Annotated in this window: 16 protein-coding genes; 7 read left to right on the top strand and 9 right to left on the bottom strand. The window is 65.9% G+C overall.

Annotated features, from left to right (window positions below; translation table 11 throughout):
• Nucleotides 1-23: 23 nt before the first annotated feature.
• Nucleotides 24-1,394 (bottom strand): aspartate aminotransferase family protein, encoded by a 1,371-nt coding sequence (locus ACLBKS_RS09370; protein ID WP_410192541.1) that lies wholly within the window; start codon nt 1,392-1,394, stop codon nt 24-26.
• Between the two features lie 201 nt (nt 1,395-1,595).
• Here ACLBKS_RS09370 and ACLBKS_RS09375 point away from each other — a divergent pair, with 201 nt between their 5' ends.
• Complete coding sequence (locus ACLBKS_RS09375) at nt 1,596-2,090, top strand: Lrp/AsnC family transcriptional regulator (protein ID WP_410192542.1); 495 nt, start codon at nt 1,596-1,598, stop codon at nt 2,088-2,090.
• 39 nt (nt 2,091-2,129) lie between these two features.
• Entirely contained in the window at nt 2,130-3,059 is a 930-nt protein-coding gene (locus ACLBKS_RS09380; protein WP_410192543.1) for a DMT family transporter, read from the top strand.
• 109 nt (nt 3,060-3,168) lie between these two features.
• On the opposite strand, the gene secF is transcribed toward ACLBKS_RS09380, so the two are convergent.
• From secF to yajC, 3 genes are all read right to left on the bottom strand, one after another.
• Complete coding sequence (gene secF, locus ACLBKS_RS09385) at nt 3,169-4,125, bottom strand: protein translocase subunit SecF (protein ID WP_410192544.1); 957 nt, start codon at nt 4,123-4,125, stop codon at nt 3,169-3,171.
• Nucleotides 4,126-4,214: 89 nt separating this feature from the next.
• Nucleotides 4,215-6,119 (bottom strand): protein translocase subunit SecD, encoded by a 1,905-nt coding sequence (secD, locus tag ACLBKS_RS09390; RefSeq protein WP_410192545.1) that lies wholly within the window; start codon nt 6,117-6,119, stop codon nt 4,215-4,217.
• A 91-nt stretch (nt 6,120-6,210) separates the two neighbouring features.
• Nucleotides 6,211-6,543: a preprotein translocase subunit YajC gene (gene yajC, locus ACLBKS_RS09395; RefSeq protein WP_410192546.1), complete on the bottom strand. Its 333-nt coding sequence runs from the start codon at nt 6,541-6,543 to the stop codon at nt 6,211-6,213.
• Between the two features lie 457 nt (nt 6,544-7,000).
• Here yajC and ACLBKS_RS09400 point away from each other — a divergent pair, with 457 nt between their 5' ends.
• Nucleotides 7,001-7,825, top strand: a complete 825-nt coding sequence (locus ACLBKS_RS09400; RefSeq protein ID WP_410192547.1) for an outer membrane protein — start codon at nt 7,001-7,003, stop codon at nt 7,823-7,825.
• A gap of 53 nt (nt 7,826-7,878) precedes the next feature.
• Here ACLBKS_RS09400 and ACLBKS_RS09405 read toward each other — a convergent pair whose 3' ends face one another.
• On the bottom strand, nt 7,879-11,544 hold the full coding sequence (locus ACLBKS_RS09405) for an indolepyruvate ferredoxin oxidoreductase family protein (protein ID WP_410192548.1): 3,666 nt from the start codon (nt 11,542-11,544) through the stop codon (nt 7,879-7,881).
• A gap of 158 nt (nt 11,545-11,702) precedes the next feature.
• Nucleotides 11,703-13,034: a murein transglycosylase A gene (locus tag ACLBKS_RS09410; protein ID WP_410192746.1), complete on the bottom strand. Its 1,332-nt coding sequence runs from the start codon at nt 13,032-13,034 to the stop codon at nt 11,703-11,705.
• On the opposite strand from ACLBKS_RS09410, the gene ACLBKS_RS09415 reads away from it, so the two are divergent.
• A complete protein-coding gene (locus tag ACLBKS_RS09415; protein ID WP_410192549.1) occupies nt 12,967-13,122 on the top strand; it encodes a hypothetical protein in 156 nt (51 codons plus the stop codon). The genes ACLBKS_RS09410 and ACLBKS_RS09415 overlap by 68 nt on opposite strands.
• A 35-nt stretch (nt 13,123-13,157) precedes the next feature.
• On the opposite strand, the gene ACLBKS_RS09420 is transcribed toward ACLBKS_RS09415, so the two are convergent.
• On the bottom strand, nt 13,158-17,714 hold the full coding sequence (locus ACLBKS_RS09420) for a YhdP family protein (RefSeq protein ID WP_410192550.1): 4,557 nt from the start codon (nt 17,712-17,714) through the stop codon (nt 13,158-13,160).
• Nucleotides 17,715-17,741: 27 nt separating this feature from the next.
• On the opposite strand from ACLBKS_RS09420, the gene glnE reads away from it, so the two are divergent.
• Nucleotides 17,742-20,639, top strand: coding sequence for a bifunctional [glutamate--ammonia ligase]-adenylyl-L-tyrosine phosphorylase/[glutamate--ammonia-ligase] adenylyltransferase (gene glnE, locus ACLBKS_RS09425; RefSeq protein ID WP_410192551.1), 2,898 nt, complete (start codon nt 17,742-17,744; stop codon nt 20,637-20,639).
• Nucleotides 20,640-20,707: 68 nt separating this feature from the next.
• Here glnE and rfaE2 read toward each other — a convergent pair whose 3' ends face one another.
• Nucleotides 20,708-21,211 (bottom strand): D-glycero-beta-D-manno-heptose 1-phosphate adenylyltransferase, encoded by a 504-nt coding sequence (gene rfaE2, locus ACLBKS_RS09430; protein WP_410192552.1) that lies wholly within the window; start codon nt 21,209-21,211, stop codon nt 20,708-20,710.
• A gap of 225 nt (nt 21,212-21,436) precedes the next feature.
• On the opposite strand from rfaE2, the gene ACLBKS_RS09435 reads away from it, so the two are divergent.
• The gene (locus tag ACLBKS_RS09435; protein WP_410192553.1) at nt 21,437-22,663 is read left to right on the top strand and encodes an HD-GYP domain-containing protein; all 1,227 of its coding nucleotides are present in this window, start codon (nt 21,437-21,439) and stop codon (nt 22,661-22,663) included.
• A gap of 108 nt (nt 22,664-22,771) precedes the next feature.
• On the opposite strand, the gene ACLBKS_RS09440 is transcribed toward ACLBKS_RS09435, so the two are convergent.
• Nucleotides 22,772-23,386, bottom strand: coding sequence for a glutathione S-transferase C-terminal domain-containing protein (locus tag ACLBKS_RS09440; RefSeq protein WP_410192747.1), 615 nt, complete (start codon nt 23,384-23,386; stop codon nt 22,772-22,774).
• Nucleotides 23,387-23,521: 135 nt separating this feature from the next.
• Here ACLBKS_RS09440 and purB point away from each other — a divergent pair, with 135 nt between their 5' ends.
• Complete coding sequence (gene purB, locus ACLBKS_RS09445) at nt 23,522-24,901, top strand: adenylosuccinate lyase (RefSeq protein ID WP_410192554.1); 1,380 nt, start codon at nt 23,522-23,524, stop codon at nt 24,899-24,901.
• Nucleotides 24,902-24,983: the final 82 nt, after the last annotated feature.

Genomic DNA, 24,983 nt, shown 5'->3' on the forward strand with positions numbered 1-24,983 from the left:
GCGTTTTAACCCTTGCGTGGCGATCAGCCCCGCTTCAGCACATCGGCCAGCGTGCCAACCAGCTGGTCAATCTGCGCCTTCGAGATGATGAGCGGCGGCGACATCGCGATGGTGTCGCCCGTGGTGCGGATCAGCACGCCGTGGTCAAAACACTCCAGGAAGATGTCGAAGGCGCGCTTGCCCGGCAAGCCCGCCAGCGGGGCCAGTTCCACCGCGCCCACGAGACCGATGTTGCGGATGTCGATCACATGCGGCAGTCCCTTGAGCGCGTGCAGGGCGTCGGCGAAGTAGCTTTCGAGTTCGGCGCCGCGCGTGAGCAAGCCTTCCTCCGCGTAGGTGTCCAGCGTGGCCAAAGCCGCCGCGCAGGCCAGTGGGTGGCCCGAGTAGGTGTAGCCATGGGCGAATTCAATGACGTGCGGCGCGCTGTCCACATGGGTCAGCGTTTCATGGATGGCCTGCTTCGCGAACACCGCGCCCATGGGCACTGTGCCGTTGCTGATGCCCTTGGCCGTGGTCATCAGGTCGGGGGTCACGCCAAAGCGCGTGGCACCAAAGGGCGCGCCGAGGCGACCGAAGCCGGTGATGACCTCGTCGAAGATCAGCAGGATGCCGTGCTTGTCGCAAATCTCGCGCAGGCGCTTCAGATAGCCCTCGGGCGGGAGCACCACGCCCGTGGAGCCGGCCACGGGCTCGACGATCACGGCGGCGATGGTGCTGGCGTCGTGCAAGGCCACGATGCGTTCCAGGTCCTCGGCCAGTTCCGGGCCGCCGTGCACGGGCACGCCGCGGCTGTAGGCGTTGCGCGCGGGGTCATGGGTGTGGCGCAGGTGGTCCACGCCAGTCAGCATGGGGCCGAAGGTTTTGCGGTTGCCCACGATGCCACCCACCGAGATGCCGCCGAAGTTGACGCCGTGGTAGCCACGCTCGCGGCCAATGAAACGGGTGCGCGTACCTTGACCTCGCGCGCGGTGGTAGGCCACGGCCATTTTGAGCGCGGTGTCCACCGATTCAGAACCCGAGTTGGTGAAGAACACCCGGTTCAGGCCCGCAGGCGTGATCTGGACCAAGCGCTCGGCCAGTTCGAAGGACTTGGGGTGCGCCATGTTGAAAGGCGGTGCGTAGTCCAGCTCGGCCACCTGCTTTTGCACCGCCTCGACGATCTTCGGACGCGCATGTCCGGCATTCACGCACCACAGGCCCGCGATGCCGTCCAGGATCTGCCGGCCCTCGGGCGTCCAGAAATGCATGTCCTTGGCCTTGGCCAGGAGGCGCGGCGCGCTCTTGAACTGGCGGCTGGCGGTGAAGGGCATCCAAAAGGCGTCCATGGCCGGTGTGTGGGCTGGGGTATGGGCGGCAGTCTGGGCCAGAAGAGAGGCGTCGATGGCTTTGTTCATGATCGATGGAAGAAAGAGAAAACCAGGCCCAAACCAGGTTGTACGGGTCCGTTTCAAGCAAGAAATCTGCCCCCGCATGCCAGAGGCAGGCCGATGCCCGCAGTCTAGAGAAAGGTGGACGCAATGTGCTTGCGCAATCGACTGGGAAGGGCCCGCAACCATGCAATAAGATTGCGTCAATTTTGTTTCTGGAAAATTTTCATGCGAATTAAGTCCGGAACGATCGCACAGGATGCCACACTCGATGCAATCGACCGCGCCATCCTGCGCGAACTCCAGGCGGACGGACGCTGCTCCAATCTGGAGCTGGCGCAGCGCGTGCACCTTTCGCCGTCGGCCTGCCTGAGGCGCGTCAAGACCCTGGAAGACGCTGGCGTGATCGCCCGCTACGTCGCCTTGCTGAACCCGCGCGCCATCGGCAAAAGTGGCTCGAGCTTCACCATCGTCAACCTGGAAAGCACCGCGCAAGCGCGGATTGAGGCCTTCGAGCGAGCGGTGCAGGACCAGCCGGAAATCCTGGACTGTCATTACGTGGCCGGAAGCAACGACTACCTCATCCGCTTCAGCTACCGCGACGCCGAGGACTTGGAGCGCGTGCATCGCGAAGTGCTGATGCAGCTGCCGGGCGTGGCCCGTGTGAACTCCATGCTGGTGCTGCGCACCGTGAAGAAGACCACGGCCCTGCCACTGGAATGAATAGCCTGGCCACTCTGGCCTAGCCTACCTCACCTAGCCATGCAAAAAAAACCCACCCATTTGGCGCTGGCCGCTGCCTGTGGCGCCGGCTTCCTCTGGGGCACCGGCGCGCTGGTCGTGCAGGTGCTGATCCAGCGTCACGGCTTCACGCCTGAGAACATCTCCTTCTGGCGCTTTGTCGTGGGCGCCCTGGTGCTACTGGTCGTGTTTGGCCGCCCCGCGCAATGGCCTGCGTTCTGGCGCGCATTGCGCCCCATGTTGGGCACCCTGCTGGCGGCGGGCGCGGCGATGGCGGGTTATGTGCTGTTGTGGTTCTACGGGATTGAGCGGATCGGAGCGGCCATTCCGACCTTGATCGCACTGTGCCTGCCGCCGGTGCTCGTCACCCTGATCGCGCTGGCACGCGGTCAAGAACGCCCCAGCTGGCTGCTGCTGGGGCTGCTGGGACTGTCCTTGCTGGGCACCTTGCTGCTGGTGCTGCCGCATGAAACCGGCTCAGGAAAGCCTGCGGCGGCGGCCGCAGACAGCTGGCAAGTGGTGTTGGGCGTGAGCTTCGCGATCGGCTCGGCCCTGCTCTACACGGGGTTCACGCTGGTCAGCGGCAAGCTTTCAAGCACGCTGGGCGCCGGCCCGGCCACCCTGGGTCTGACGGTGGTGGCCGCCGCCGTCATGGGCCTGTCCGCCCTGCACCGCCCCCTGCACTGGCCGACGGATGTGCCGCCGCAGGCCTGGTTTCTGTACCTGGGCATCATCACTGCGGCGCTGGCCCTGCTGGCCTTCAGCTGGGGCGCGGCACGCCTGTCGCCGACCCTGCTGACCATCGCCGTGCTGGTGGAGCCTCTGACCACGGTGCTGCTGGCAGCCTGGCTGCTGGGTGAGCAACTCAGCCTGGCGCAATGGCTGGGGGGCGCCTTGCTGCTGGCCAGCATCTGGGGTTTGGGCCAGCGTGAAAACCGGCATCGGGCTTGAACGCGATCCGCGCGACCCGCCGATGCGCGCGGCCGCAGTGCCGATGATGAAAAAGTAAAGGGGGCCGCTCGCCCCCTTTCGTCGCGAATATCCGTCGACCCATCCCCGCTCAGACCACCGCGCCGGAGTTCGGGTCCTTGGGGTCGTGCTTGGCTTTGTCTGGCACGGCCTTCACCAAGTCTTCGCGCTTGACCCCCAGCCACATGGCGATCGACGCGGCCACGAAGACGGACGAGTAGATGCCGAAGCAGATGCCGATGGTCAGCGCCATGGCGAAGTAATGCAGGGTGGGGCCACCGAAGATCAGCATGGACAGCACCACCAGCTGCGTGCTGCCGTGGGTGATGATGGTGCGGCTGATGGTGCTGGTGATGGCGTGGTCGATGGTGGCCTTCACGTCCATCTTGCGGTTGCGGCGGAAACTCTCGCGAATGCGATCGAAGATCACGACCGATTCGTTCACCGAGTACCCGAGCACGGCCAACACCGCGGCGAGCACCGGCAGCGAGAACTCCCACTGGAAGAAGGCGAAGAAGCCCAGGATGATCACCACGTCGTGCAGGTTGGCGATGATGCCGGCGACGCCAAACTTCCACTCGAAGCGCACGGCCAGGTAGATCACGATGCCGATCACCACGAAGGCCAGGGCCTTGAGACCATCCAGCGCCAATTCGTCCCCAACCTGCGGACCGACGAACTCGCTGCGCCGCAGCGTGGCCCCCGCGTCAGCCGCCTGCAAGACGCTCAGCACTTGAGCGCTTTGCTCGCTGGAGCTCACGCCCTTGACGGCGGGCAGGCGGATCAGCACGTCGCGCGCCGTGCCGAAGTTCTGCACCTGCACATCGGTGTAGCCCAGTTTGGCGATGCCCCCGCGTATGGCTTCCAGGTCGGCGGTCTGCGTGTAGCTCACCTCCATCAAGGTGCCGCCGGTGAACTCGACCGACAGGTGCAGCCCGCGCGTGACGAGGAAGAACACCGCCAACAGGAATGTGACAGCCGAGACGACATTCAGCACCAGCGCGTGGCGCATGAAGGGAATGTCGCGGCGAATCTTGAAAAATTCCATTTTTAGTCCGTCTAAAAATGGAATTTTCGGCGGAGGCTCACATTAGCGCGCAGCGCATGTGAGCCGTAGCCAAAAACTCCATATTTGCTTTACTGCTCCGTCTTGCCCACCGTCTGCCCCTCGGGCCGCCACACCGTTCCGATGGACACGCTCTTGAGCTTCTTGCGGCTGCCGTACCAGAGGTTGACCAGGCCGCGCGAGAAGAACACCGCAGAGAACATGCTGGTCACGATGCCCAGGCAGTGCACGACCGCGAAGCCCCGCACCGGTCCCGTGCCGAAGGCCAACAAGGCCAGGCCCGCGATCAGCGTGGTGACGTTTGAATCCAAGATGGTGGCCCAGGCACGTTCGTAGCCCGCGTGAATGGCCGCTTGCGGCGAGGCGCCATTGCGCAGTTCCTCGCGCACCCGTTCGTTGATCAGCACGTTGGCGTCGATGGCCATGCCCAGCACCAGGGCCATGGCCGCCATGCCCGGCAGGGTGAGCGTGGCCTGCAGCATGGACAGGACCGCCACCAGCAACAGCAGGTTGACGGCCAGGGCCACGGCGGAGAACACACCAAACAGCATGTAATACACGCACATGAAGGCCGCCACGGCGACGAAGCCCCAGGTCACGCTGGCAAAACCCTTGCTGATGTTGTCGGCGCCCAGGCTCGGGCCGATGGTGCGTTCCTCGATGATTTCCATCGGCGCAGCCAGCGAACCGGCGCGCAGCAGCAGGGCCGTGTCGGCGGCCTCGGTCGTGCTCATGCGGCCGGAAATCTGCACCCGCCCGCCGCCAATCTCGCCCCGGATGACCGGCGCGGTCACGACCTCGCCCTGGCCCTTCTCGAACAGGATGATGGCCATGCGCTTGCCGATGTTCTCGCGCGTCACGTCCTTGAAGATGCGTGCGCCCTTGGCGTCCAGCACCAGGTTGACGGTGGGCTCATGGGTCTGACTGTCAAAGCCCGGTTGGGCATCGGTCAGGTTCTCGCCGGTGAGCACCACCTGCTTCTTGACGATGACCGGCTGACCATTGCGCTCCAGATAGCGCTCGGACGTGAAGGGCACGGAACCGGTGCCGAGTTCCGCAGCACGGCCTTCCGTGCTCTCGTCCACCATGCGCAATTCCAGCGTGGCGGTGCGGCCCAGGATGTCCTTGGCCTTGGCCGTGTCCTGCACACCGGGCAGCTGCACGACGATGCGGTCGGCACCTTGCTGCTGGATCACCGGCTCGGCCACGCCCAGCTCGTTGATGCGGTTGTGCAGGGTGGTGATGTTCTGCTTGAGCGCCTGGTCTTGCACGAGGCGCATGGCCGCCGGCTTGAGGCTCAGGCTGAGCTTGAGGTCGCCGCCGTCATTGCTCTCGACGAGTTGCAGGTCGGCGAACTGATCCAGCAGCACGCGCCGGGTGGCTTCGGCCGTGGCGGTGGCGTCGGTGCCACGCAGGCGGATCTCGATCGTGTCGCCATTGCGCGCGATGCCACCGTGCCGGATGTTCTTTTCGCGCAGCGTGGTGCGCAGGTCACCGGCCAGCGACTCAGCCTTCTTGGTCAGAGCGGCCTGCATGTCGACCTGCAACATGAAGTGCACGCCACCGCGCAAGTCCAGGCCCAGGTACATGGGCGCGGCGCGCAGCGAGGTCAGCCAGGCCGGGGTGTTGGAAATCAGGTTGAGCGCGACGATGTAGCCCGAGGCGGCCGGGTCAGGGTTGAGCGCGTGGTTGATCGCGTCCTTGGCCCGCAGCTGCGAGTCCGTCGAATCGAAGCGCACGCGCAGCGAACCGTTGGCCACTCCCGTGTCCAGTTGCACGGCCAGCGGCGACAGCCCGGCTAGCTTGAGCGCCTCCTCGACGCGCGCCTGCACACCGAGATCCACCTTTTGGGTGGCCCGGGCCGGCGACACCTGCACCGCCGGGGCTTCGCCAAAGAAATTGGGCGCCGTGTAGATGGCGCCCACCAGCAAGGCGATCACGATGATCGCGTACTTCCACAGAGGGTAACGGTTCATGGCGGGATCGCGCCGTGCAAGGACACGAGAGGAAAAGCGGGTTCGGAGCGCCCGGACGACCAACGCGTCGGCCTGGCGCTCCCTTGGAGGCTTACTTCAGCGTGCCCTTGGGCAGCACTTGGGCCACGGCGTGGCGCTGGATCTGCACTTCGACGCCGGAGGCGATTTCCAGGCCGAGTTGGTTGTCGCCGACGCTGCTGACGCGGCCGAGGATGCCGCCGACCGTCACGACCTCGTCACCCTTGGCCAGCGCGTCGACCATGGCGCGGTGTTCCTTCTGCTTCTTCATCTGCGGACGGATCATGATGAAGTACAGCACCACGAACATCAGCACGATGGGCAGCATGCTCATCAGGGAGGATTGCAGGCCGCCTTCGGGGGCAGCGGCGGGCGCGGTCTGGGCGTAAGCGGTGGAAATGAACACAGTGGGCTCCTGGCGGTTGTAGAGAAGCGCTCGCGGTCAGAAAGAGACTCCGTCCGCGCGCAAAGCCGCTGATTGTACGGGGGCTGTCCAGCAGGTCCGCGGTGCCCCAAGCAGCCTTGGGGGATCAGCGCGCTTTTGTCGATCAGCTCGGTTAGGACCTGTTCACACTCATCTCCCGAGTGTGAACAGGCCCTAGATCACCTCGAGGCTCCACCGGGCCCTGGCCCGACCCACCTTGCCATGCCGCACCGCACCCGAAGCAAGGCGCGCAACCACGCTGGCCACGCCAGACGCACCCGCGCTGCGGGCCATACCCCCCCGTGTTCCGTAAATCCCCTACGGTCTGTATAGAATTAATGCGCACTGCTCCACCTGCAACCTGCTTACCCACCAGGCCATGCAGCGGGCGTCTCAGCTCCCCGCTTTCTGTTCAGCTCTTCCTCATTGCCGCCATCCCATGAAAAACGCCGCCCCCGCACGCCCCTTCACGCTTCTTCAACCCATGCTGCTGTGCCTGCTGGCCAGCGCAGGGGGGTCCCATGCCCCCGCCGCCCTGGCCGCTGAATGGGACGGCTACAGCTTCAGCGTCCTCGGGGGCGCTCCCCTGCAGAGCTCCAGGGTCAGCGCTGAAGCGCGCGGGCCCAGATCCACCTCCTACTTCAGCCAGGCGACCGACGTCACGCAGGTTGCAGCGGAGGGCTCGGGCCGTTCTTCCGGCGCGGACTGGGGCGGCAGCGTCAAGATGGGCTACAGCTGGCAATCCGGCAATGTGGTCACGGGCATCGACGTCAGCACCGACACCGGTGTTGACCAGTCCTTCACCAACCGCGCCGCTTTTGCATCGGACCCACTTGCCTCCCGGTTCAGCATCACCCAACGCATCAAGACCGATCCGGTGCTGGCCATCCGCCCCCGCGTCGGCTGGGCCTGGGACAACACCATGGTCTATGGGACGGTCGGCCTGGCCGCCGTGCGGGTGAGCCTGGAAACCACCTACAGCGACAACTACCCCTGGAACGGGGCGGGGAATGCATCCGGCTCCAGCTCCAGCTCCGAGACGAAGATCGGTCCCGTCATCGGCTTCGGTGCCGACTACGCCCTGAGCAAGGCCTGGTCCCTGTCCGCTCAGTACCTGTATGCCGACTTTGGCAGCGTCAGCAACTCGACCACCGTCACGCACTCCAACATAAACACTCCTGATGGGCGGGACGTCATCGACTCTTCTGCCGATTTGCGCACACAGTCCGTGATGGTCGGCCTGACCTACCGCTTCAAGGACTGAGCGCTCCAGGGCCCGTTCGCACGTGAGAAATGCGTGTGAACAGGCCAGCGGGCTCAGCCCAGGCGCGCCGGGCCGCGCGTCAGAACTTGAGCCGCCCGCCAAGCAGCCATCTGCTTGGACCAGACCGCCCGCACCGCCGCCAGATTCCGCGCCTTGACATGGCCATAGCCCCGAATCTGCTCGGGCAGGCGGGCGATCTCGGCGGCAGCGGCCAGATTCTGCGCGGACAAATTGGCCAGCAACTCCTCGATGCAGGCCCGGTATTCGCCAATCAGCGCGCGCTCGGTCTTGCGCTCTTCGGTGTGTCCAAAGGGGTCGAAAGCCGTGCCGCGCAAGCCTTTCAGGCGCGCCAGCCCCCGAAAGAGCATGAGTGTGTAGGAGCCGAAACGGCGCTTCTGCAATTCGCCCCGCGCGTTGCGCCGCGCCAGCAGGGGCGGTGCCAGGTGGTAGTGGAGCTTGAAGTCGCCCTCGAACTCCCCCGCGATGCGGGCGAGAAAGGCCGGATCGCTGTGCAGGCGCGCGACTTCGTACTCGTCCTTGTAGGCCATGAGCTTGAACAAGCCCTGGGCCACGGCCTCGCTCAATGAGGTCTTGCCGAACACCGATTCGGCCTGCCGCACCCGTTCGACAAAGGCCCGGTAGGCCTCGGCATACACGACGTTCTGGTACGCCGTCAGGAATTCGACACGGCGCGCCACGCGCTGGTCCAGCGTGGGCGGTTTGTGGAACACCAGCGCTTGCTGCGGGGAGCTGGCCGACACCAACCGCCGCGCAAAGTCATCGGGTGCATGGGCGGCGCGGCGGCCCCAGCCGAAGGCCGCCTTGTTCAGCGCCACCGCCACGCCGTTGAGTTCGATGGCGCGCAGCAGGGATTCGAGTCTCAGCGGCACCCAGCCCCGCTGCCAGGCATAGCCCAGCATCATGGGGTTGGCATAGAGGCTGTCGCCCATCAGGCGCAGGGCGGCGGTGTCGGCGTCGAAGACGCCCAGGTGCTGGTGCCTGTCGCCACCCAGATCAACGCCCCCCGCCTCGTTCACGGCCTGGGCCACCTCGCTGGCGCAGGCCGCCGCGGGGTTGCGCCAGTCGGCGTCGCGCACGAAAGCGGCCGTGGGCGCGCCATGGCTGTTGAGCGCCACGCGCGTGCGCCCGAGGCGCATGCGCAAAAGGGTGTCCTTGCCCGCCGCCACGATGGGGTCACAGGCGATGACCAGGTCCGCGGCGGCCATGCCCACGCGTGTGACGTGCACGGCGTCCTGCCGCGCGGCGATGAGCACGTGGCTCCAGGTCGCGCCGCCTTTTTGCGCCAACCCGGCCGCGTCCTGGGTGACGATGCCCTTGCCCTCCAGATGCGCGGCCATGCCCAACAACTGGCCGATGGTGATGACGCCGGTCCCGCCGACGCCCGCGACGACGATGCCCCAGACACTGTTGGCGTCGGGCGCGAGCGCTGGGAGTTCAGGCTCCGGCAGATCGTCCTGGCGGTCCAAGGCCAAGGCGGGCGTTGGGTTCTTCTTTTTCAGCGCACCCCCCTCGACCGTGACGAAGCTGGGGCAAAAACCCTTGAGGCAGCTCAGGTCCTTGTTGCAACTGCTCTGGTTGATCTGGCGCTTGCGACCGAACTCCGTTTCGAGCGGCTCCACCGCCAAGCAGTTGCTCTGCACGCCGCAGTCACCGCAGCCCTCGCAAACCGCTTCGTTGATCAGCACGCGCACGGTCGGTTCGGCCAGGGCGCCACGCTTGCGGCGGCGGCGCTTCTCGGTCGCGCAAGTCTGGTCGTAAAGGATGATGCTGGTGCCGCGGATCTCGCGGAATTCGCGCTGGATGCGGTCCAGCGCGTCGCGGTGGTGCACCCCCACGCCGGGCGCCAGCGCGACGCCGTGGTACTTCTCGGGCTGGTCGCTCACGATGACCAGCCGCGCCACGCCTTCGGACAGCAAGCTGTTCATGATCTGCAGCACGGAGTGACCTTCCGGCCGTTCCCCGATCTGCTGCCCACCCGTCATGGCCACCGCGTCGTTGTAGAGGATCTTGTAGGTGATGTTCACGCCCGCGGCGATGGCCTGGCGAATGGCGAGGATGCCGCTGTGGAAGTAGGTGCCATCGCCCAAGTTGGCGAAGATGTGCTGCTCGTTCGTGAACGGTTGCTGGCCGACCCAGGGCACGCCCTCGCCGCCCATCTGCGTGAAACCCAGGGTGGCGCGGTCCATCCACAACGCCATGTAGTGGCAGCCGATGCCCGCCATGGCCCGCGAGCCCTCCGGAACCCGGGTGCTGGTGTTGTGCGGACAGCCAGCACAAAACCAAGGCTGACGCTCGGCGGCCTTCGACCCGCTGGTGCGCAACTCCAGCCCGTGCATCGCGCGCTCCTTCGCATCGAGCACGGCCAAGTGGGCGTCCATGCGCAAAGCGGCCTCGCTGCCCTCGGGCGCGAGGCCCAGCTTCTTGAGGCGCCGCGCGATGGCGCGCGCGATCAGGGCCGGAGACAAGTCGGCGTTGGCGCGCAGCAGGGTGTGCGCCGTGGGGTTGGGCAGGGACCATTCCCCGCCGAAATGGCCGCCCTCGGCGTCATCCCCTTCGTCGAACTTGCCCAACACGTTCGGCCGCACGTCGGGCCGCCAGTTGTAGAGCTCTTCCTTGAGCTGGTATTCGATGACCTGGCGCTTTTCCTCGACCACCAAGATTTCACGCAGGCCCTGGGCGAACTCGCGCGTGAGCTGCGCCTCCAGCGGCCAGACCACGCCCACCTTGTGCAGGCGGATGCCGAGGCGGCGGCAGGCCGCTTCGTCCAAGCCCAGGTCGAGCAGGGCCTGGCGGGTGTCGTTGTAGGCCTTGCCGCTGGCAATGAGGCCGAAGACATCGGCCGGTCCCTCGATCACGTTGTGGTTCAAGCGGTTGGCGCGCACATAGGCCAAGGCCGCGTACCACTTGCAGTCGTAGAGCCGCGCCTCTTGGTCGAGCGGGGCGTCCGGCCAGCGGATGTGCACACCGCCTGGCGGCATCTGGAAATCCTCGGGCAGGACCATGCGCACGCGCCCTGGGTCAATCTGCACCGTGGCGCTGGACTCGACGATTTCCTGGATGGTCTTCATACCCGACCAGAGGCCCGCGTAGCGGCTGAGCGCCCAGGCATGGATGCCCAAGTCCAAGATCTCCTGCACGCTGGCCGGGAAGAACACCGGCAGACCGCAGGCCTTGAAGAGGTGGTCACTCTGGTGCGCGGCCGTGCTGCTCTTGGCCACATGGTCGTCACCCGCCACCGCGATCACCCCACCCAGAGGGGTGGTGCCTGCCAGGTTGGCGTGCTTGAACACGTCAGCGCAGCGGTCCGCGCCCGGCCCCTTGCCGTACCAGAGGCCAAACACACCCTCGAAACGTTGGCTGCCCGGCGGCGCGAAACCAAGCTGCTGCGTGCCCCAGACCGCCGTGGCGGCCAGCTCTTCGTTGACGCCGGGCTGGAAGACGATGTGCTGCGCCTGCAAATGCTTCTGCGCCTTCCACAGCGCCTGGTCGTAGGTGCCCAGCGGTGAGCCGCGATAGCCGCTGATGAAACCCGCTGTGTTGCGCCCCGCCGCAGCGTCGCGCTGGCGCTGCAGCATGGGCAAGCGCACGAGGGCCTGCACGCCGCTCATGAAGGCCTGCCCCGATGCGAGGGCGTACTTGTCGTCGAGGGTGACCGTGTCGAGCGCACGACGGACGTGCTCGGGCAGGGGAGCGTTCATGACGCGGGTTCTCCGGTAAGGTGTGCGCGCCTTGGGGTGGCCAAGGCGCGGCAAACATGAGCCGCCTTGTGGGCGGGCCGGAAACCACTATGTCTGAAGGCTGAGGCTTCATGCAGCCGGGTTTTCCCCGCCGCCCACGCCTCGCGGAAAACCCGGATCTATCGGGGCCAGAGCACCCACAGCCGCAGCGGCTGCTTGATCCGCCCCGCGACGGCCGAGGCCTCGGGTCCGGTACCGACGAAGTAGTCGGCGCGCACCGCGCCGGTGATGGCGCTGCCGGTGTCCTGCGCCAGCACCAGGCGCTGTAGCGGCAGGTAGCCGGTGCTGGCCAGCCAAACCGGCGCGCCGTAAGGAATGCTCTGCGGGTCCACCGCGATGGAGCGGCCCGCCGTCAGCGGCACACCCTGCGCCCCCTTGGGGCCCACGAAGGCGTCGGCCTCGGTCAGCATCTGCTCCTGGAAAAACACCACGCGCGGGTTGACCCAAAGCATCTCTTGCACGCGCGCCGGGTTCGCCGACACCCACTGGCGGATGCCTGCCCAGGACGCGTCCCTCACTTCCCCTTTTTGCAGCAGCCAGCTGCCCACGCTGCGGTAGGGCTGGTCGTTGGTGGCCGCGTAGGCGACGCGCACCATGCGTTCGCGGCCATCGGCCTCGGTGATGCGCAGGCGGCCCGAACCCTGGATCTGCAGGTTGAGCACGGACACCGGGTCTTCGAGCCAGGCGATCTCACGCCCCCGCAAAGCGGCCTGGGGCTCGGGCAAGGTGTCGATTTCCTCGCGGCTGTACCAGGGCTTGCGCGAACCCAGAGGCGCGGGCGGCCCGGGCACGCGGTAGAGCGGGGTCTTGAAACGGGCGTCGGGCAAGCGCCGTGCATCGGCCACGGGCTCGTAGTAGCCGGTGAGCATGCCCTGCGATTCGCCCTCGAGGTTTTCGATGCGGTAGGGCTGTAGACGCGACTGCATCCAGGCGCGGCGTTCATCGTCGCTGGCGCTGACCAGGCGTTTCACATCCGCGCAGAGGGACACCAGGGTGCCGGGACGTTCGCAGCTGCGCAGCCAGGCTGCCCACGCATCGCCCAGGGAATCGGCGCCGTAACCGGGCAACTCGGCCCAGTCCACCGGAATCCACCGACTGCGCGGCTGCTGCAGCATGCGACCGTTGGTGGGGTATTCGACGGAAGGCACGCCGGCCTCGGTGCCCGGCTGGACCGCGCCCTCGGCGGCCCGGGTCGAGTCAGGCCGGGACGCATCTTGCACCGGCGGCGGCGCGTGGTAGACCGACAGATCACCGCAAGCGACGAGCGCCATGGCCAGCATCGGCACCAGCATGCATCGGGTCATTCGGGCGAGAGGCAACGGCGTTTCTACAATGCGCGGGCCGTTTTTTTCTTGTTGTTTGGTCCTGGTCGGGAATCTTTTCATGTGGTTGATTTTGCTTGAAGCCCTGGGCGCCTTGTTGATCCTGCTGTTCATCATCTGGTGGACGATGTTCTCGGGCCGCAAGCGCGGGGAGTTGCACGGGGACACGCAAGAAGCGGAGGGTTCCGACGCATCGAGCCAGCGGCGACGGGACTGAGCAGGTCCCTGAATCGCGGCACAGAAGGACCCGCCTCAGGGCGTGTCGAAGGTGGAGGGGGTCGGCTCTTCCTCGCTGGCGTTGTCTTGGGATGCGTCTTTGGAGGGCGCGGTCGTCTCGTCCTGTTTTTGCCGGTCCACCTTCTCCACCTGCGGCTCAACCCAGTTCCCGGTGACGTGGTACTCCTGGGTGGCGGCTGCGATGGCGGGTCGTCGCAGCATGGCTTGAGCCAGGAAAGTGGTCAGGCCCACGGCCGGGTTGATCCAGGCCGCGATCAGCGAGGCCGTGCCCGCGTTGATCTCAGGCACGATCACCACCCGCAGGTCCTGCGTCTCTTGCCGCAGGTCGGCCTGGCCGCTCATCAGCACCGCGGCGACCACGCCCTTCATTTGCAGGTTGTTCGTGCGCGCCACGCCTTGACGCAAGCGCACATTGCCGCGCACAAAGTCGAACGAGAAGCCATCGGAGAAGAAATCACGGAAGTCGAGCATCAGGCGCCGCGGCAGGGATTGCAGACTGAGCACCCCCAGCAATCGCGCCGCACCGGGTTCGACTTTGAGGAACTGGCCCCGCTCGATGCTGATCTTGAGCGACCCATCCAGTGCGGCAAGGGACGGTCGCCACGGTACCCCGTTCCATGCGAGCTGGCCCTGCATGCGGCCCGCGCCCCCCTCGATCAGCCCCGGTTTGCCCAAACGCGCGAGCAGGCGCCCACTGTCTTTGATGGTCAGCTGAAAGTCCAAGCTGCTGCGCCGTGGCGCGATTGACGCGGTCCCAGGCCCCGCAGCCGCAGCGGGAGCAGCGGGCGCCGTCGACACGGCGGGCCATTGTCCTTGTGCCGTGAACTCGCCGTCCGGTAGCACGAGGCGCAGGCGTCGGAGTTGCCAGACCCAGGAAGGTCCCGCCTGGGTCGCAACGTTCAGCGCGGCTGGGGCGGCTCCATGGCCCGCTTCCACCTCCAGTTGGCCCAAGGACTGGTTGCCCCATTGCAGCTGCTCAATCACGATGTCCAGCGCGGGCAAGTCCAAGGCGTCAAGCGAGGGAATGTCGCGGTTTTCCTCGGTGGCTGCGCCTGGGTCGACCGTTTTAGGCGCCTCTGCCTCGGCCGACTTCGTCTTCAGAACCAGACGGGACAAACGCGCATGCAAGTATCCCGCCCGATCGGCCACGCCACCATCTTGGGCCATGCCCGAGGGCATGCGGTAGCTCAGCACACCGCTCGCCTCCTGAGACGCCAACTGCGCGCGCCACGTTCCCCCGTCACGGGTCACATCGATTTCCAAATCGCTCAGGCTTTGGCCACTGAGCTGCACCCGGTCACCCAGCATCCGCCATTGCGTGGGCAGGTAGTCCAGCCAGGCCGGGTCCGCGGCGGCGGGCGATGGCGATGGCGCTGGGTTCGCGACGCGGGGCGCCTGGGCCAGGCCCGTACGCGCGTCCACGCCTTGCCGGGCCGCGTCCAGCCAGGCATTCACGTCCAACGTGCCCAGGCGCAGCACGGCGCGCACACCCGCATCCGGCAGCAGCAGCGCGTCTCGCGAGGGCTGCAAGGGGTCCTGAGCCGTCAGGTCCAAGCGCAGCAAGCCCCGCAGCACGCGAGGTCGCTCCTGATCCGCAACCTTCACGCGTTCATAGCGCAACTGCAGCAGGCGCCCCACCTCCAGGCTGAGCCGGTCATGCCAGCCTCGCGGCCCCGCGCTGGCGAGCACCAGATTGGCCTCTTCCTGATCGCGCGGGGGTCTGCGCTCCAGCTGCAAGCGCACAGGCAGGGTCTGGTCGGCCGATTTGCGCAGTGGCGCGGGCAGACTCAGGGCCAGGCCTCTCAGATCGGTGCGCAAGAGAAATTCCGGCGCGCCCTCGTTCAGGCCGAACTCAGCTTCATATCGCGCGCCGCCCTCCATCTGCCGGGCCAAGGCGGCGAGCTTACGAAAGGCCTCGCTGCTGCTGTCTTCCTGTCCGGCCTGGCGCAAGCCCTGGGCGGTGAATTGGCCCTGCACCCGCAGACGCGGACGCTGCGTTGACAGTGGTGGGTTGGGGGTTGGCAAAAGGGCCGACTTGAATGTGGACTGCAGGGTCAAGGCGCCAGGAACAGGAATGGTGCCGCCCTCGACCTGCACCTCGCCACCCAGCCAGCGGGCCTGCACCGCGCTCAAGGCGAAGCCATGCTCGCTGAAGTGCACCAGCCCGCGCGCTTGACTCAGCGCGGGCCACCCGGGTGCGGGCCGCAACGTGTTGCCGGTCAACAGCACCTGTCCTTGGACCGTACTGGCCTGGGGAGCAGCCAGTGGCACGTCCAGCTGCAGGCGCACGGCCGTCTCACCCGTCGCGCGCGCTTGCCCTAAGGCGCTTTGGCGCAGCACCTCCAGCGGCGAGGCCCCCACCATGCGTTGCAACATCTCGTCCAGCGAACCGGTGAAGTTCAGATCGGTTTGCACATGCATGTTGGGGCCCAGCTGCGGGATCTGGACCTGGCTTTGCGCCAGCTGCATGCGGGGGGCGCCGGCGACCGCGGCGCTGAAGTTGCGCAATTGCAGACCGTCGCGTTCCATCAGGAACTCACCCTGCAGGTCCTGCAAGGCGGGCCAGGGCAGCTCACCCGGGTTTTGCAAAGACGCAGGCAAGTAGACGAAGGTCGTGTCCTGAACTTGGGCCGTGACGCGGAACTCGCCCCCGCCCTGATGGAAAGGGAACTGGTCCAGATCGCCGGCCAGCCGCACGCGCACCTGACTGGCACGGCCGCGGGGCAAGGCCTCGCGCAGGTAGTTGCGCGCCGGCTCGGAGACGGTCAAAGGCAGGTAGCGGTGCACTTTCGCCACATCCAAGCGGCTGAAACTGCCCTGCAAATCCAGGTGGCCGAGTTGACTCGGCTCCGTGGGTGAGGCGTTGCTGCCCTTGAAGGCCACCCGCGGCGCCTGCCATTCGGCCTGGAAATCGCCCTGGAGGTCGGCGTTGGCTATCCTGGCGTTGTTGATCTGGAGGCTGTCGAGCCGACCGGCCTTGAGGCGCCAGCGCAGGTCGGCGCTGAACGGGTCCAGCGCCAGGCGCGCGGGCTCGAACATCCCTGGCAAGGCGATAAAGCCTTGGCGCACCTGGGCCTTGGCCGTGCCGCCATCCTGGTTCATCTCGAAATCGAGGGTGATGCCAGCAAGGCCGGGCGTAGTCAGTCCAGGCGCGGTCTTGTCCGCACGCTCCAGGTTGGCCTGCGCCGCGAGCTCCAGCCCCGCCACGCGACCTTCCAATTCATAGCGTTCGGGCATGCCACCGGACGGCCCCTGCCAATTCGCCTGCAAACGTTCGACACGACCTCGCGGCGCGTAGCGCGACAAATTCTGCTGGATTTGAGCGGTCAACGGCAGGTGGCGGGCCAGCCCCGCCAGCACGGCGAGATCGATGTCCTGCAAGTGCAGGGCCGCCAGTGTCTGGCCGGGTTGGTACCCAGCCACGCTGAAGCGGGCGTCACCACTGGACCAGACCAGGCCATCGCGGGTGTCAAAACGCAAGCCCTGGGTGGACACTTCGTAGCTGCCGTCCTGCAAGGACCCGCCCAGGCTGGTGCCCCAACGAGCACCCAAACGTCCAGCCAAACGGTTCAAGTCCAGCGCGGGCAAATCAGGACCGGGTTTGAGCTGCAAGCGACCCAGCGCCACATCCGCCGTGACGGAGCTGATGTGCCCCTCCTCGACATCCACCCAGGCGCGCAGGGCGGCGCTGCCGCCTTCCGACTGGATGTGGGCCAGCGCGGCGGGCCAAGCCATGCGTTGTCTGAGCGCGTCCAGGTCAACGCGTTCCAATTCAGCGTACAGCTCGCCATCCCACAGCTGCCACTCACTCGGACGGGCGAAGAACAGGGGCTCGCGCAGCTGTCCGCGCAGGCTGACCCGGCCGCCCAGTTCGTCAGGGGCCTGGACATCCAGCCGCCACTCGTGCGTGCGCGCGCCGTTGCGCAAGCGAAACTCCAGCCCCTGCAAGGCCACGGGAGGAACCGGACGCGTTTCGTCGATCCAGTGCACGCTTCCGCCCGTGATGCGCCATTCGGTCTGCGACAGCACCCAATCCGCCAGGCGGCCGTCCCCTTCGGACTGCTGAGGCACTTCGATGCCAGCGATGTAGATCCGGCCGTCGGCGGCGCGGCGCACGGTCAGGTCTGGCTGATCAATCACCAGCTGGTCAAACCCCAAGCGCAGCAGGGCATGCAGGGACAGTTGCACGCGCACGCGCGGCAGGCGCAGAACGGGCACGGCACTGGCATCGCCGCGCTCCCCGACCTCGACGGAGGCTCCGGACGCGGGTGTTTCCACCCGCTCGTACAGCATGACCTCCCGCAACTCGAAGGACGGCAAGAGCCGACCCTCGGTTTCGGCGCGTATGGACCCGATGCGCAAGGGTCGCCCGAGCATCTGGGTGGCCTGCAATTCCAGCATCGGACGCAGGCTGTCGATTCGGGGCACAATGAAGAAATTCAGCCCCGCCCAGACGGCGCAAACCAGCAGACCGAGCAGCAAGACCAGCCACCAGACCACGCGCGTCAGCCAAACCCATGCCTGGAGCGAGAGAGTTGAACGCAGATTCAGGCGTTGCGGCAGGGCATTCATTGTGCAGATGGAAACTTCCCGAGAATTATGACCCGCAACGTGGCCTCGCCTTGCCAACCGGACGATGCATGTGGCGTTTCAGTCAGCAATGAAACCGACGCCAAGGCCGACCATTCCCGCTATGTCCAGCGGGTCCGACGCCGCTACGCGGACCTGCTGAACCTGCTGCCGCCCTTGCCGGCCTCGTCCAGCGAGCGCGTGAGCGCTCCGGATTTCACGGCGTTGAAGCACGCCTACGAACGCCTGCGCGACCCCGAGCATGGCGGTCATGACACCGGCGCCGCGTTGCGCGTCCTGCGTCAGCTCGTGCTGGAGCGCATGGCTGTGTTGGACGTGGAGCACCAGGCGCCGTTGCAGACGATCTGCCAGGGCATGACGACGCTGGCCGAATTCGCCCTCGAGACCGCTTGCTCGGACGCCCTGGCCACGCTCGACGCCATCCACGGTCCGGCCAACAAGGCCGACGGGACACGCTGCAAATTCTGGGTGCTGGGCATGGGCAAACTGGGAGCCCGCGAACTGAACGTCTCCAGCGACATCGACCTGATCTACGTGTACGAGGAAGACGGAGAAACCGCGGGCGATGCCCAGGGTCGGCATCGGATTTCCAACCACGAGTATTTCGCCAAGGCCGTGCGCGCGATGGGTGGCTTGCTGGCCGACGTGACCGAGCATGGATTCGTGTTCCGCGTCGACCTGGCGCTGCGACCGAACGGAAACTCCGGCCCCACGGCCTGCTCACTGGACGCGCTCGAAGCCTATTTCCATGCCCAGGGGCGCGAATGGGAACGGCTGGCCTGGCTCAAGAGCCGCGTGGTCGCGCCGCGCGCGCGCATCGAGGACAGCTCGGGCAAACGCGATGATTCCGTCATGGCGCTGCGCGCCCTGGTGACGCCCTTCGTGTTCCGGCGCTATTTGGACTACAACGTGTTCGAGGCCTTGCGCGTGCTGCACCGGCAGATCCGCGAACACGCCAACAAGCGCAGCGCGGGCCGTCCCGAGCGCAGCAACGACGTCAAGCTCTCACGCGGTGGCATCCGCGAAATCGAATTCATCGTGCAGTTGCTGCAAGTGGTGCGCGGGGGACAGTTCCCCGAGCTGCGCACCCGCCCCACGCTGACCGCCTTGCAGCGCCTGGCAGCGGCCGGCCTGATGCCTGCGGCAACGGCTGCGGCCTTGGCCGAGGCTTATGTGTTCCTGCGCAAGGTGGAACACCGTATCCAGTACCTGGACGACCAACAAACCCATGTGCTGCCCACCCAGGACGCGGACCTGCGCTGGATAGCGCGCAGCCTCGGTTACCTCGGCAGCCGAGGTTGCGGCTCCGACATCTGCGACTTTCTCACCCAGCTCGACGCGCACCGCGAGGTAGTAGCTCAGGAGTTCGATACCTTGCTGGGCAACCGCGCTCCCGGCCCCGACAAGGATTGCCGGCGCTGCAGCAGGCCAGCCGACGCGGCGCTCAGCTTCGAAAACCTGCGCGCGCATCTGCCCGTCGACCTTCACGAGCGCTACGACCTCTGGCGTGGGCAGCCGCGGGTGCAATCCTTGAGCGAAACCGCTCAAGGGCGCTTGTTGCGCTTGCTGGAACGCAGCGCGCTCATGCTCAAGTTGGCGCCGCAGGGTGCCGACGCCGTGATCCGACCCGAACCCACCGCCACACTGGCCTACACCCGGTTGCTGGATTGGCTGGAGCCACTGCTGCGCCGGGAAAGCTACTTGGCGCTCCTGCTGGAACGCCCCGCCGTGCACGAGCGGCTGTTGCGCCTGCTTGCCGCGGCGCGCTGGCCCGCACGTTACCTGCTCCTGCACCCGGGTGTGATCGACGAACTGGCGGGCCGGGAACTGCTGACGGCGCGCTTCGACCCCATCGCCTTCGAAAACGAACTGGAGACCCGCCGCAAGGCGCTGCGCGACACCGGCGACGGCGACGAGGAAGCCCTGCTGAACTTGTTGCGACGCGCCCACCATGCCGAAGTTTTCCGTACCCTGGCGCGGGATGTGGAAGGACACCTTAGCGTGGAGCAGGTGGCCGACGACCTGAGCGCCCTCGCCGACGCGGTGCTGCGCGTCAGCACCCGCTGGTGCTGGGACGCCTTGCGCAAGAAGCACCGCACCGAGCCGGGTGACGGCCCGCAAATTGGGGTCATCGGTTACGGCAAGCTGGGCGGCAAGGAATTGGGTTATGGCAGCGACCTGGACATCGTGTTCGTCTACGAAGATGCGCACGAAGACGCCCCCGAGGTCTACGCCCTGCTGGTGCGCAAGCTCGTCAATTGGCTGACCGTGAAAACGGGCGAGGGCGATCTGTACGAAATCGACACGGCCCTGCGACCCAATGGCAACTCCGGGTTGTTGATCACCAGCTTCGACGCCTACGCCAACTACCAGCAACAACGCGGCAGCAACACGGCTTGGACCTGGGAACACCAGGCCATGACCCGCGCCCGCTTCGTGTTGGGCGCCGAGGCCTTGCGGGAGCGCTTCGACGCGGTGCGGGAAACGGTGATCTGTGCCGCGCGCGATCCGCACGGCCTGCGAGATGAAATCCTGGGCATGCGCGAAAGGGTGCGACTCGCCCATGCGGTGCCAGAGGGCCAGTTCGACGTGAAGCAAAGCGCGGGCGGCATGATGGACGTGGAGTTCGCGGTTCAGTTTTTGGTGCTCTCGCAATCGGCACACCATCACGAACTGCGCCGCAACAGCGGCAACATTGCCTTGCTGCACGCTGCGGAGGCTGCGGGACTTGTGCCGACCAAGGTGGGTGCGGCAGCGGCGAACGCTTACCGGGAGTTGCGCCGCATCCAACACCAGGCGCGTTTGGACGAGGTCACCCCGCAAGTGCCACTGGCCCAGGTTCAAAGCGAGCGCGCCGCCGTGCTGGCACTGTGGGCGGCGGTGTTCGAGAGCGACAAGGGGCTCTGAGACGCACGGTCTGCGCGAGCGTGCACGCAACCCGTGCCCAACACAATCCGAGTGTTGAACGCGCTGCGTCACCCCCGGATTTTTCTCACCAAGGCGGTGGTCGAGTAACCCGCAACAAAAGGCAAGGCCAGGGCACGGCCGCCCCAACGCTCGACCAGGGCGGTCTCGGGCAACTGGCCCATGTCGTAGTCACCGCCCTTGACCAAGATGTCGGGGCGAACCTCGGCAATCAACGACTGGGGCGTGTCCTCGTCGAACCAGGTAACCACATCGACCGCACCCAGCGCCGCGATCAGGGCGGCGCGATCGCGCTCACGGTTGAGCGGGCGTTCCGGGCCCTTGCCCAGACGGCGCGCCGACGCATCCGTGTTCAAGGCCACCACCAAGCTGGCGCCCAGCGCACGTGCCTGGCCTAAATACATGGCGTGGCCCAAGTGCAACAGGTCAAAGACGCCGTTGGTGAACACCAGCGGGCGTGGCAACTCAGCCAGGCGGGCTCGCAGGTCGGCGCGGGCGCAGAGTTTGTCCAGAAAGTCTGGCTCGGAGACAGGGGCGGCGGGGATATGCGGCATGAAGGACTGTTCGCTGACGGTTCGGAACAGGTTGCGAAATCTTAGTGGGAAGGCAGGCACAATGGGGCCGCGCCTGCGCCAGCCGGGGTCTGGCATGTCCCGTGCATGTTCTTGACAAGCGGTCCAGGACTTGCCGATCACGCCGTTGGCCACCAGTCCCCGAGGTCGCTGGGAGGCAATTTCCAGCTTTGTGGCGCTCCTATATGCCTGCATAATCGAGAATCTATGGCAACTGGCAAACTCGTCCCCATCAGCATCGACTCCATACGCATCGGGCATCCTCTGGCATTCCCCTTGATGGACTCCGAAGGTACGGTGATCGCCAACAAGGGCTACTCGATTCCCGACCGCGCCACGATCCAACGCCTGGTTGGGCGTGGTCTGTCCCTGTGCATCGACCAAGCAGACGCCGAGGCGCACAACCGCGCCTACCGCGCCATGCTCAACGACATGGTGCAGCGGGACCGCTCCATCGGCCGCATTGCCGATGCCCACGTCACCGACGCCAGCGCGGCCCTCGTGCGCGATGAAGAAGACGTGCCCATCGGCCCGCCCGACTGGCTGGACTACCAATCGGAAGCCAACACGATCTTGCGTGATGGCGGAGGCCCCACCTTCCTGGGACGTCTTACCCACCTGCACAAGCGTCTGCGCCAGCACGCCATCCGCAACCCCGATGCCGCCCTGCTCGCGCTTTTCCATCTGTCGACCAACGAGGTGCGCATGTACAGCGCCACCCACGCCATGCTGGTCAGCGTGATGTGCGGCTTGGCTGCGCGCGATGTGCTGGGCTGGCCGGAAGCCGACGAAATGACGGTCAGTCTCGCGGCGCTCTCCATGAACGTCGGCATGACGGACCTGCAAGACAAGCTGACCCAGCAGCAGGGCCCGCTCACGCCTGAGCAGCGCCTGCTGGTCAACAACCACCCCCTGCGTTCCGTCGAGCTGCTGACCCAGGCCGGCGTGCGCGACAAGACCTGGCTGGAAGCGGTGCGTGGCCACCACGCGGCGGCGTCGGGCAACCTGACCGACCGCAACAGCATGGGCGACCGCATGGCTCGCCTGATCCAGCGCGCCGACTCTTTCGGCGCTCGCCGCTCGCCGCGCGCCACGCGCACGCCATCGTCGGCGGCGATGGCTATGAAGGCCACCTATTTCGACGAGAACCAGCAGGTTGACCAAGCCGGGGCGGCACTGATCAAGGCGGTCGGTATCCACTCGCCAGGTTCTTTCGTCAAGCTGATCACCGATGAAATCGCGATCGTGGTCAAGCGCGGCGCCAACACCACCACACCCAAGGTCGCCGTGCTGACGAATCGTGACGGCGTGGCGATCGTGGACCCGGTCCTGCGCGACACCGCCATGAGCGATTACCGCATCGCTGCGGGCATCGAGTCGCGGGAGGTGAAGGTGAAGATCAACCTGCAGCGCATCCTGTCCATGACGGTCTGAGCTCGGTATAGGCGAGACGCCTACTCGCTCACAAAGACAAACACAAACGCCGCTGACCCTTGCAGGTCTGCGGCGTTTTGCATGGGTGATTAAGGACAGCTCTGGGCTTCAGCGCGGCACGGTGTCCGCGAAACTGGGCCGTTGCATCAGTTTGTCATGCAACTGCACCAGGTTGGAGTACTGCGCACGCCAGGGGATTTGGGGGAAACGCAAATCCATGTAGCCCAGCGCACAGCCCACGGCCACATCGGCCAGGCCAAACTGCGCGCCTGCGCAGTAAGGTTGTTGTCCCAGCCCCTTGCTCATTGCCGCCAAGGCCGCCGTGATCTTGCCGAGCTGGCGCTCGATCCAGGCTTGGCTGCGCTCGGCTTCGGTGCGGTGCGGCCAGGTGGCCTCCATGCGAGCCAGCAGTCCAGCGTCCATCACGCCATCGGCCAGTGCTTCCCAGGTGCGGACCTCAGCGCGCGCACGTCCTGCGGGGGGTATCAAGCGGCCCACGGGTGAGAGGGTATCCACATACTCCACGATGACGCGGGAATCGAACAGCGCCTCGCCCCCATCCAGAATCAGGCAGGGCACCTTGCCCAGGGGATTGGACTCAGGGGCCCGCGCCTCGGCGGACCACACATCGTCCAGCACAAAGTCGTACTCCAGCTTTTTTTCGGCCAGCACGACCCGCACCTTGCGTACATAAGGGCTGGTGTAGGACCCGATCAGTTTCAAACTCATGCGGGCGATTCTAGCCAGGGGACCAGGCCGAGGCAGGTGTGAGCCAATTTCTCAACGGCACCCGGACTTTTGATCGCGAATACCACAGGCCACGGCAGCCACGGACGGGCGCCCTCTACAATTCCACCCATGACGTTTTCCTCGATTTCGGCCCTCTCCCCGCTGGACGGACGCTACGCATCGCGTCTGGCACCTCTGCGACCCTTGATGAGCGAGCAGGGTTACATGCATCGCCGGGTGCAGGTGGAAGTGGCCTGGTTCATCGCGCTGAGCGATGCTGGCCTGAAAGAGTTTCCTCCACTGTCGCCTGGCGCGCGCACCTACCTGCTCAACCTGGTGAAGAATTTCTCCGAAGCGGATGGAGAGGCCATCAAGGAAATCGAGAAGACCACCAACCACGATGTCAAGGCAGTCGAGTACTGGATCAAGTCCCGTTTCGAGGCCCGCCCTGAACTGCAAAAAGCCAGCGAGTTCGTGCATTTCGCCTGCACCAGCGAAGACATCAACAACACCAGCCACGCCCTGCAGCTGCGCAGCGCGCGCGACACCGTGCTGCTGCCGGCGTTGGACAAGCTGCTGCTGAAACTGCGCGACATGGCCCACGCCTACGCCGAGGTCCCCATGCTCAGCCGCACCCATGGTCAGAGCGCCAGCCCGACCACGGTGGGCAAGGAACTGGCCAACGTGGTCGTGCGCTTGCAAGCCGCCTGCGACCGCATCGCGGGGGTCAAGATTCTGGGCAAGATGAACGGCGCCGTCGGCAACTACAACGCGCACCTGGCAGCCTGGCCAGAGTTCGACTGGGAAGCCTTCGCGAAAAAAGTGGTGGAGACACCGGAGCCTCTGGGCCTGGGCCTCAAGTTCCAGCCCTACAGCATCCAGATCGAGCCGCATGACTACATGGCCGAGCTGTTCGACGCCGTGGCGCGGGCCAACACCATCCTGGTTGATTTTTCGCGCGACGTATGGGGCTATGTGTCACTGGGCTACTTCAAGCAGCGGCTCAAGGCGGGCGAAGTTGGCTCCTCGACCATGCCGCACAAGGTCAATCCCATCGACTTCGAGAACGCCGAGGGTAATTTGGGGCTGTCGAATGCCTTGCTTCGGCACCTGAGCGAAAAACTGCCCGTCAGCCGCTGGCAGCGTGATCTGACTGACAGCACGGTGCTGCGCAACATGGGGGTGGCCATCGGTTACGCGGTGTTGGCCTATCACTCTCTGGCCGTGGGTCTGGGTAAATTGGAATTGAACCGTGAAGCTCTTGCTGCGGACTTGGACGCCGCATGGGAAGTGCTGGCGGAGCCCATTCAGACCGTGATGCGGCGCTATGGCGTGCAAGGCGCGTACGAAAAACTCAAGGCCGCCACACGAGGTCAAACCGTGACGTCGGCCGATCTGCATGCCCTGATTCAGAGCCTGGAGATCCCCGAGGCTGACAAGCAGCGCCTCATGGCTCTGACGCCAGGTGCCTACACCGGCAAGGCGGCGGAGTTGGCCAAACGAGCCTAGCTCGCTTGGCCCTGAGTCGTCACCGGGCGCCCTTCACCGAAGTCCCCAGCCCCTGTCGTGCGTTGCGCGCGCACAGGGGCCT

Source organism: Hylemonella sp. W303a (assembly GCF_046452315.1).
Classification (GTDB): domain Bacteria; phylum Pseudomonadota; class Gammaproteobacteria; order Burkholderiales; family Burkholderiaceae_C; genus Hylemonella.

Coding starts and splice junctions, on each gene's coding strand:
- glnE (WP_410192551.1), top strand. CDS start 17,742: ATGACCCGCAACGTGGCCTCGCCTTGCCAACCGGACGATGCATGTGGC.
- ACLBKS_RS09375 (WP_410192542.1), top strand. CDS start 1,596: ATGCGAATTAAGTCCGGAACGATCGCACAGGATGCCACACTCGATGCA.
- purB (WP_410192554.1), top strand. CDS start 23,522: ATGACGTTTTCCTCGATTTCGGCCCTCTCCCCGCTGGACGGACGCTAC.
- ACLBKS_RS09380 (WP_410192543.1), top strand. CDS start 2,130: ATGCAAAAAAAACCCACCCATTTGGCGCTGGCCGCTGCCTGTGGCGCC.
- ACLBKS_RS09415 (WP_410192549.1), top strand. CDS start 12,967: ATGTGGTTGATTTTGCTTGAAGCCCTGGGCGCCTTGTTGATCCTGCTG.
- rfaE2 (WP_410192552.1), bottom strand. CDS start 21,211: ATGCCGCATATCCCCGCCGCCCCTGTCTCCGAGCCAGACTTTCTGGAC.
- ACLBKS_RS09435 (WP_410192553.1), top strand. CDS start 21,437: ATGGCAACTGGCAAACTCGTCCCCATCAGCATCGACTCCATACGCATC.
- secD (WP_410192545.1), bottom strand. CDS start 6,119: ATGAACCGTTACCCTCTGTGGAAGTACGCGATCATCGTGATCGCCTTG.
- ACLBKS_RS09370 (WP_410192541.1), bottom strand. CDS start 1,394: ATGAACAAAGCCATCGACGCCTCTCTTCTGGCCCAGACTGCCGCCCAT.
- ACLBKS_RS09420 (WP_410192550.1), bottom strand. CDS start 17,714: ATGAATGCCCTGCCGCAACGCCTGAATCTGCGTTCAACTCTCTCGCTC.
- secF (WP_410192544.1), bottom strand. CDS start 4,125: ATGGAATTTTTCAAGATTCGCCGCGACATTCCCTTCATGCGCCACGCG.
- ACLBKS_RS09400 (WP_410192547.1), top strand. CDS start 7,001: ATGAAAAACGCCGCCCCCGCACGCCCCTTCACGCTTCTTCAACCCATG.
- ACLBKS_RS09405 (WP_410192548.1), bottom strand. CDS start 11,544: ATGAACGCTCCCCTGCCCGAGCACGTCCGTCGTGCGCTCGACACGGTC.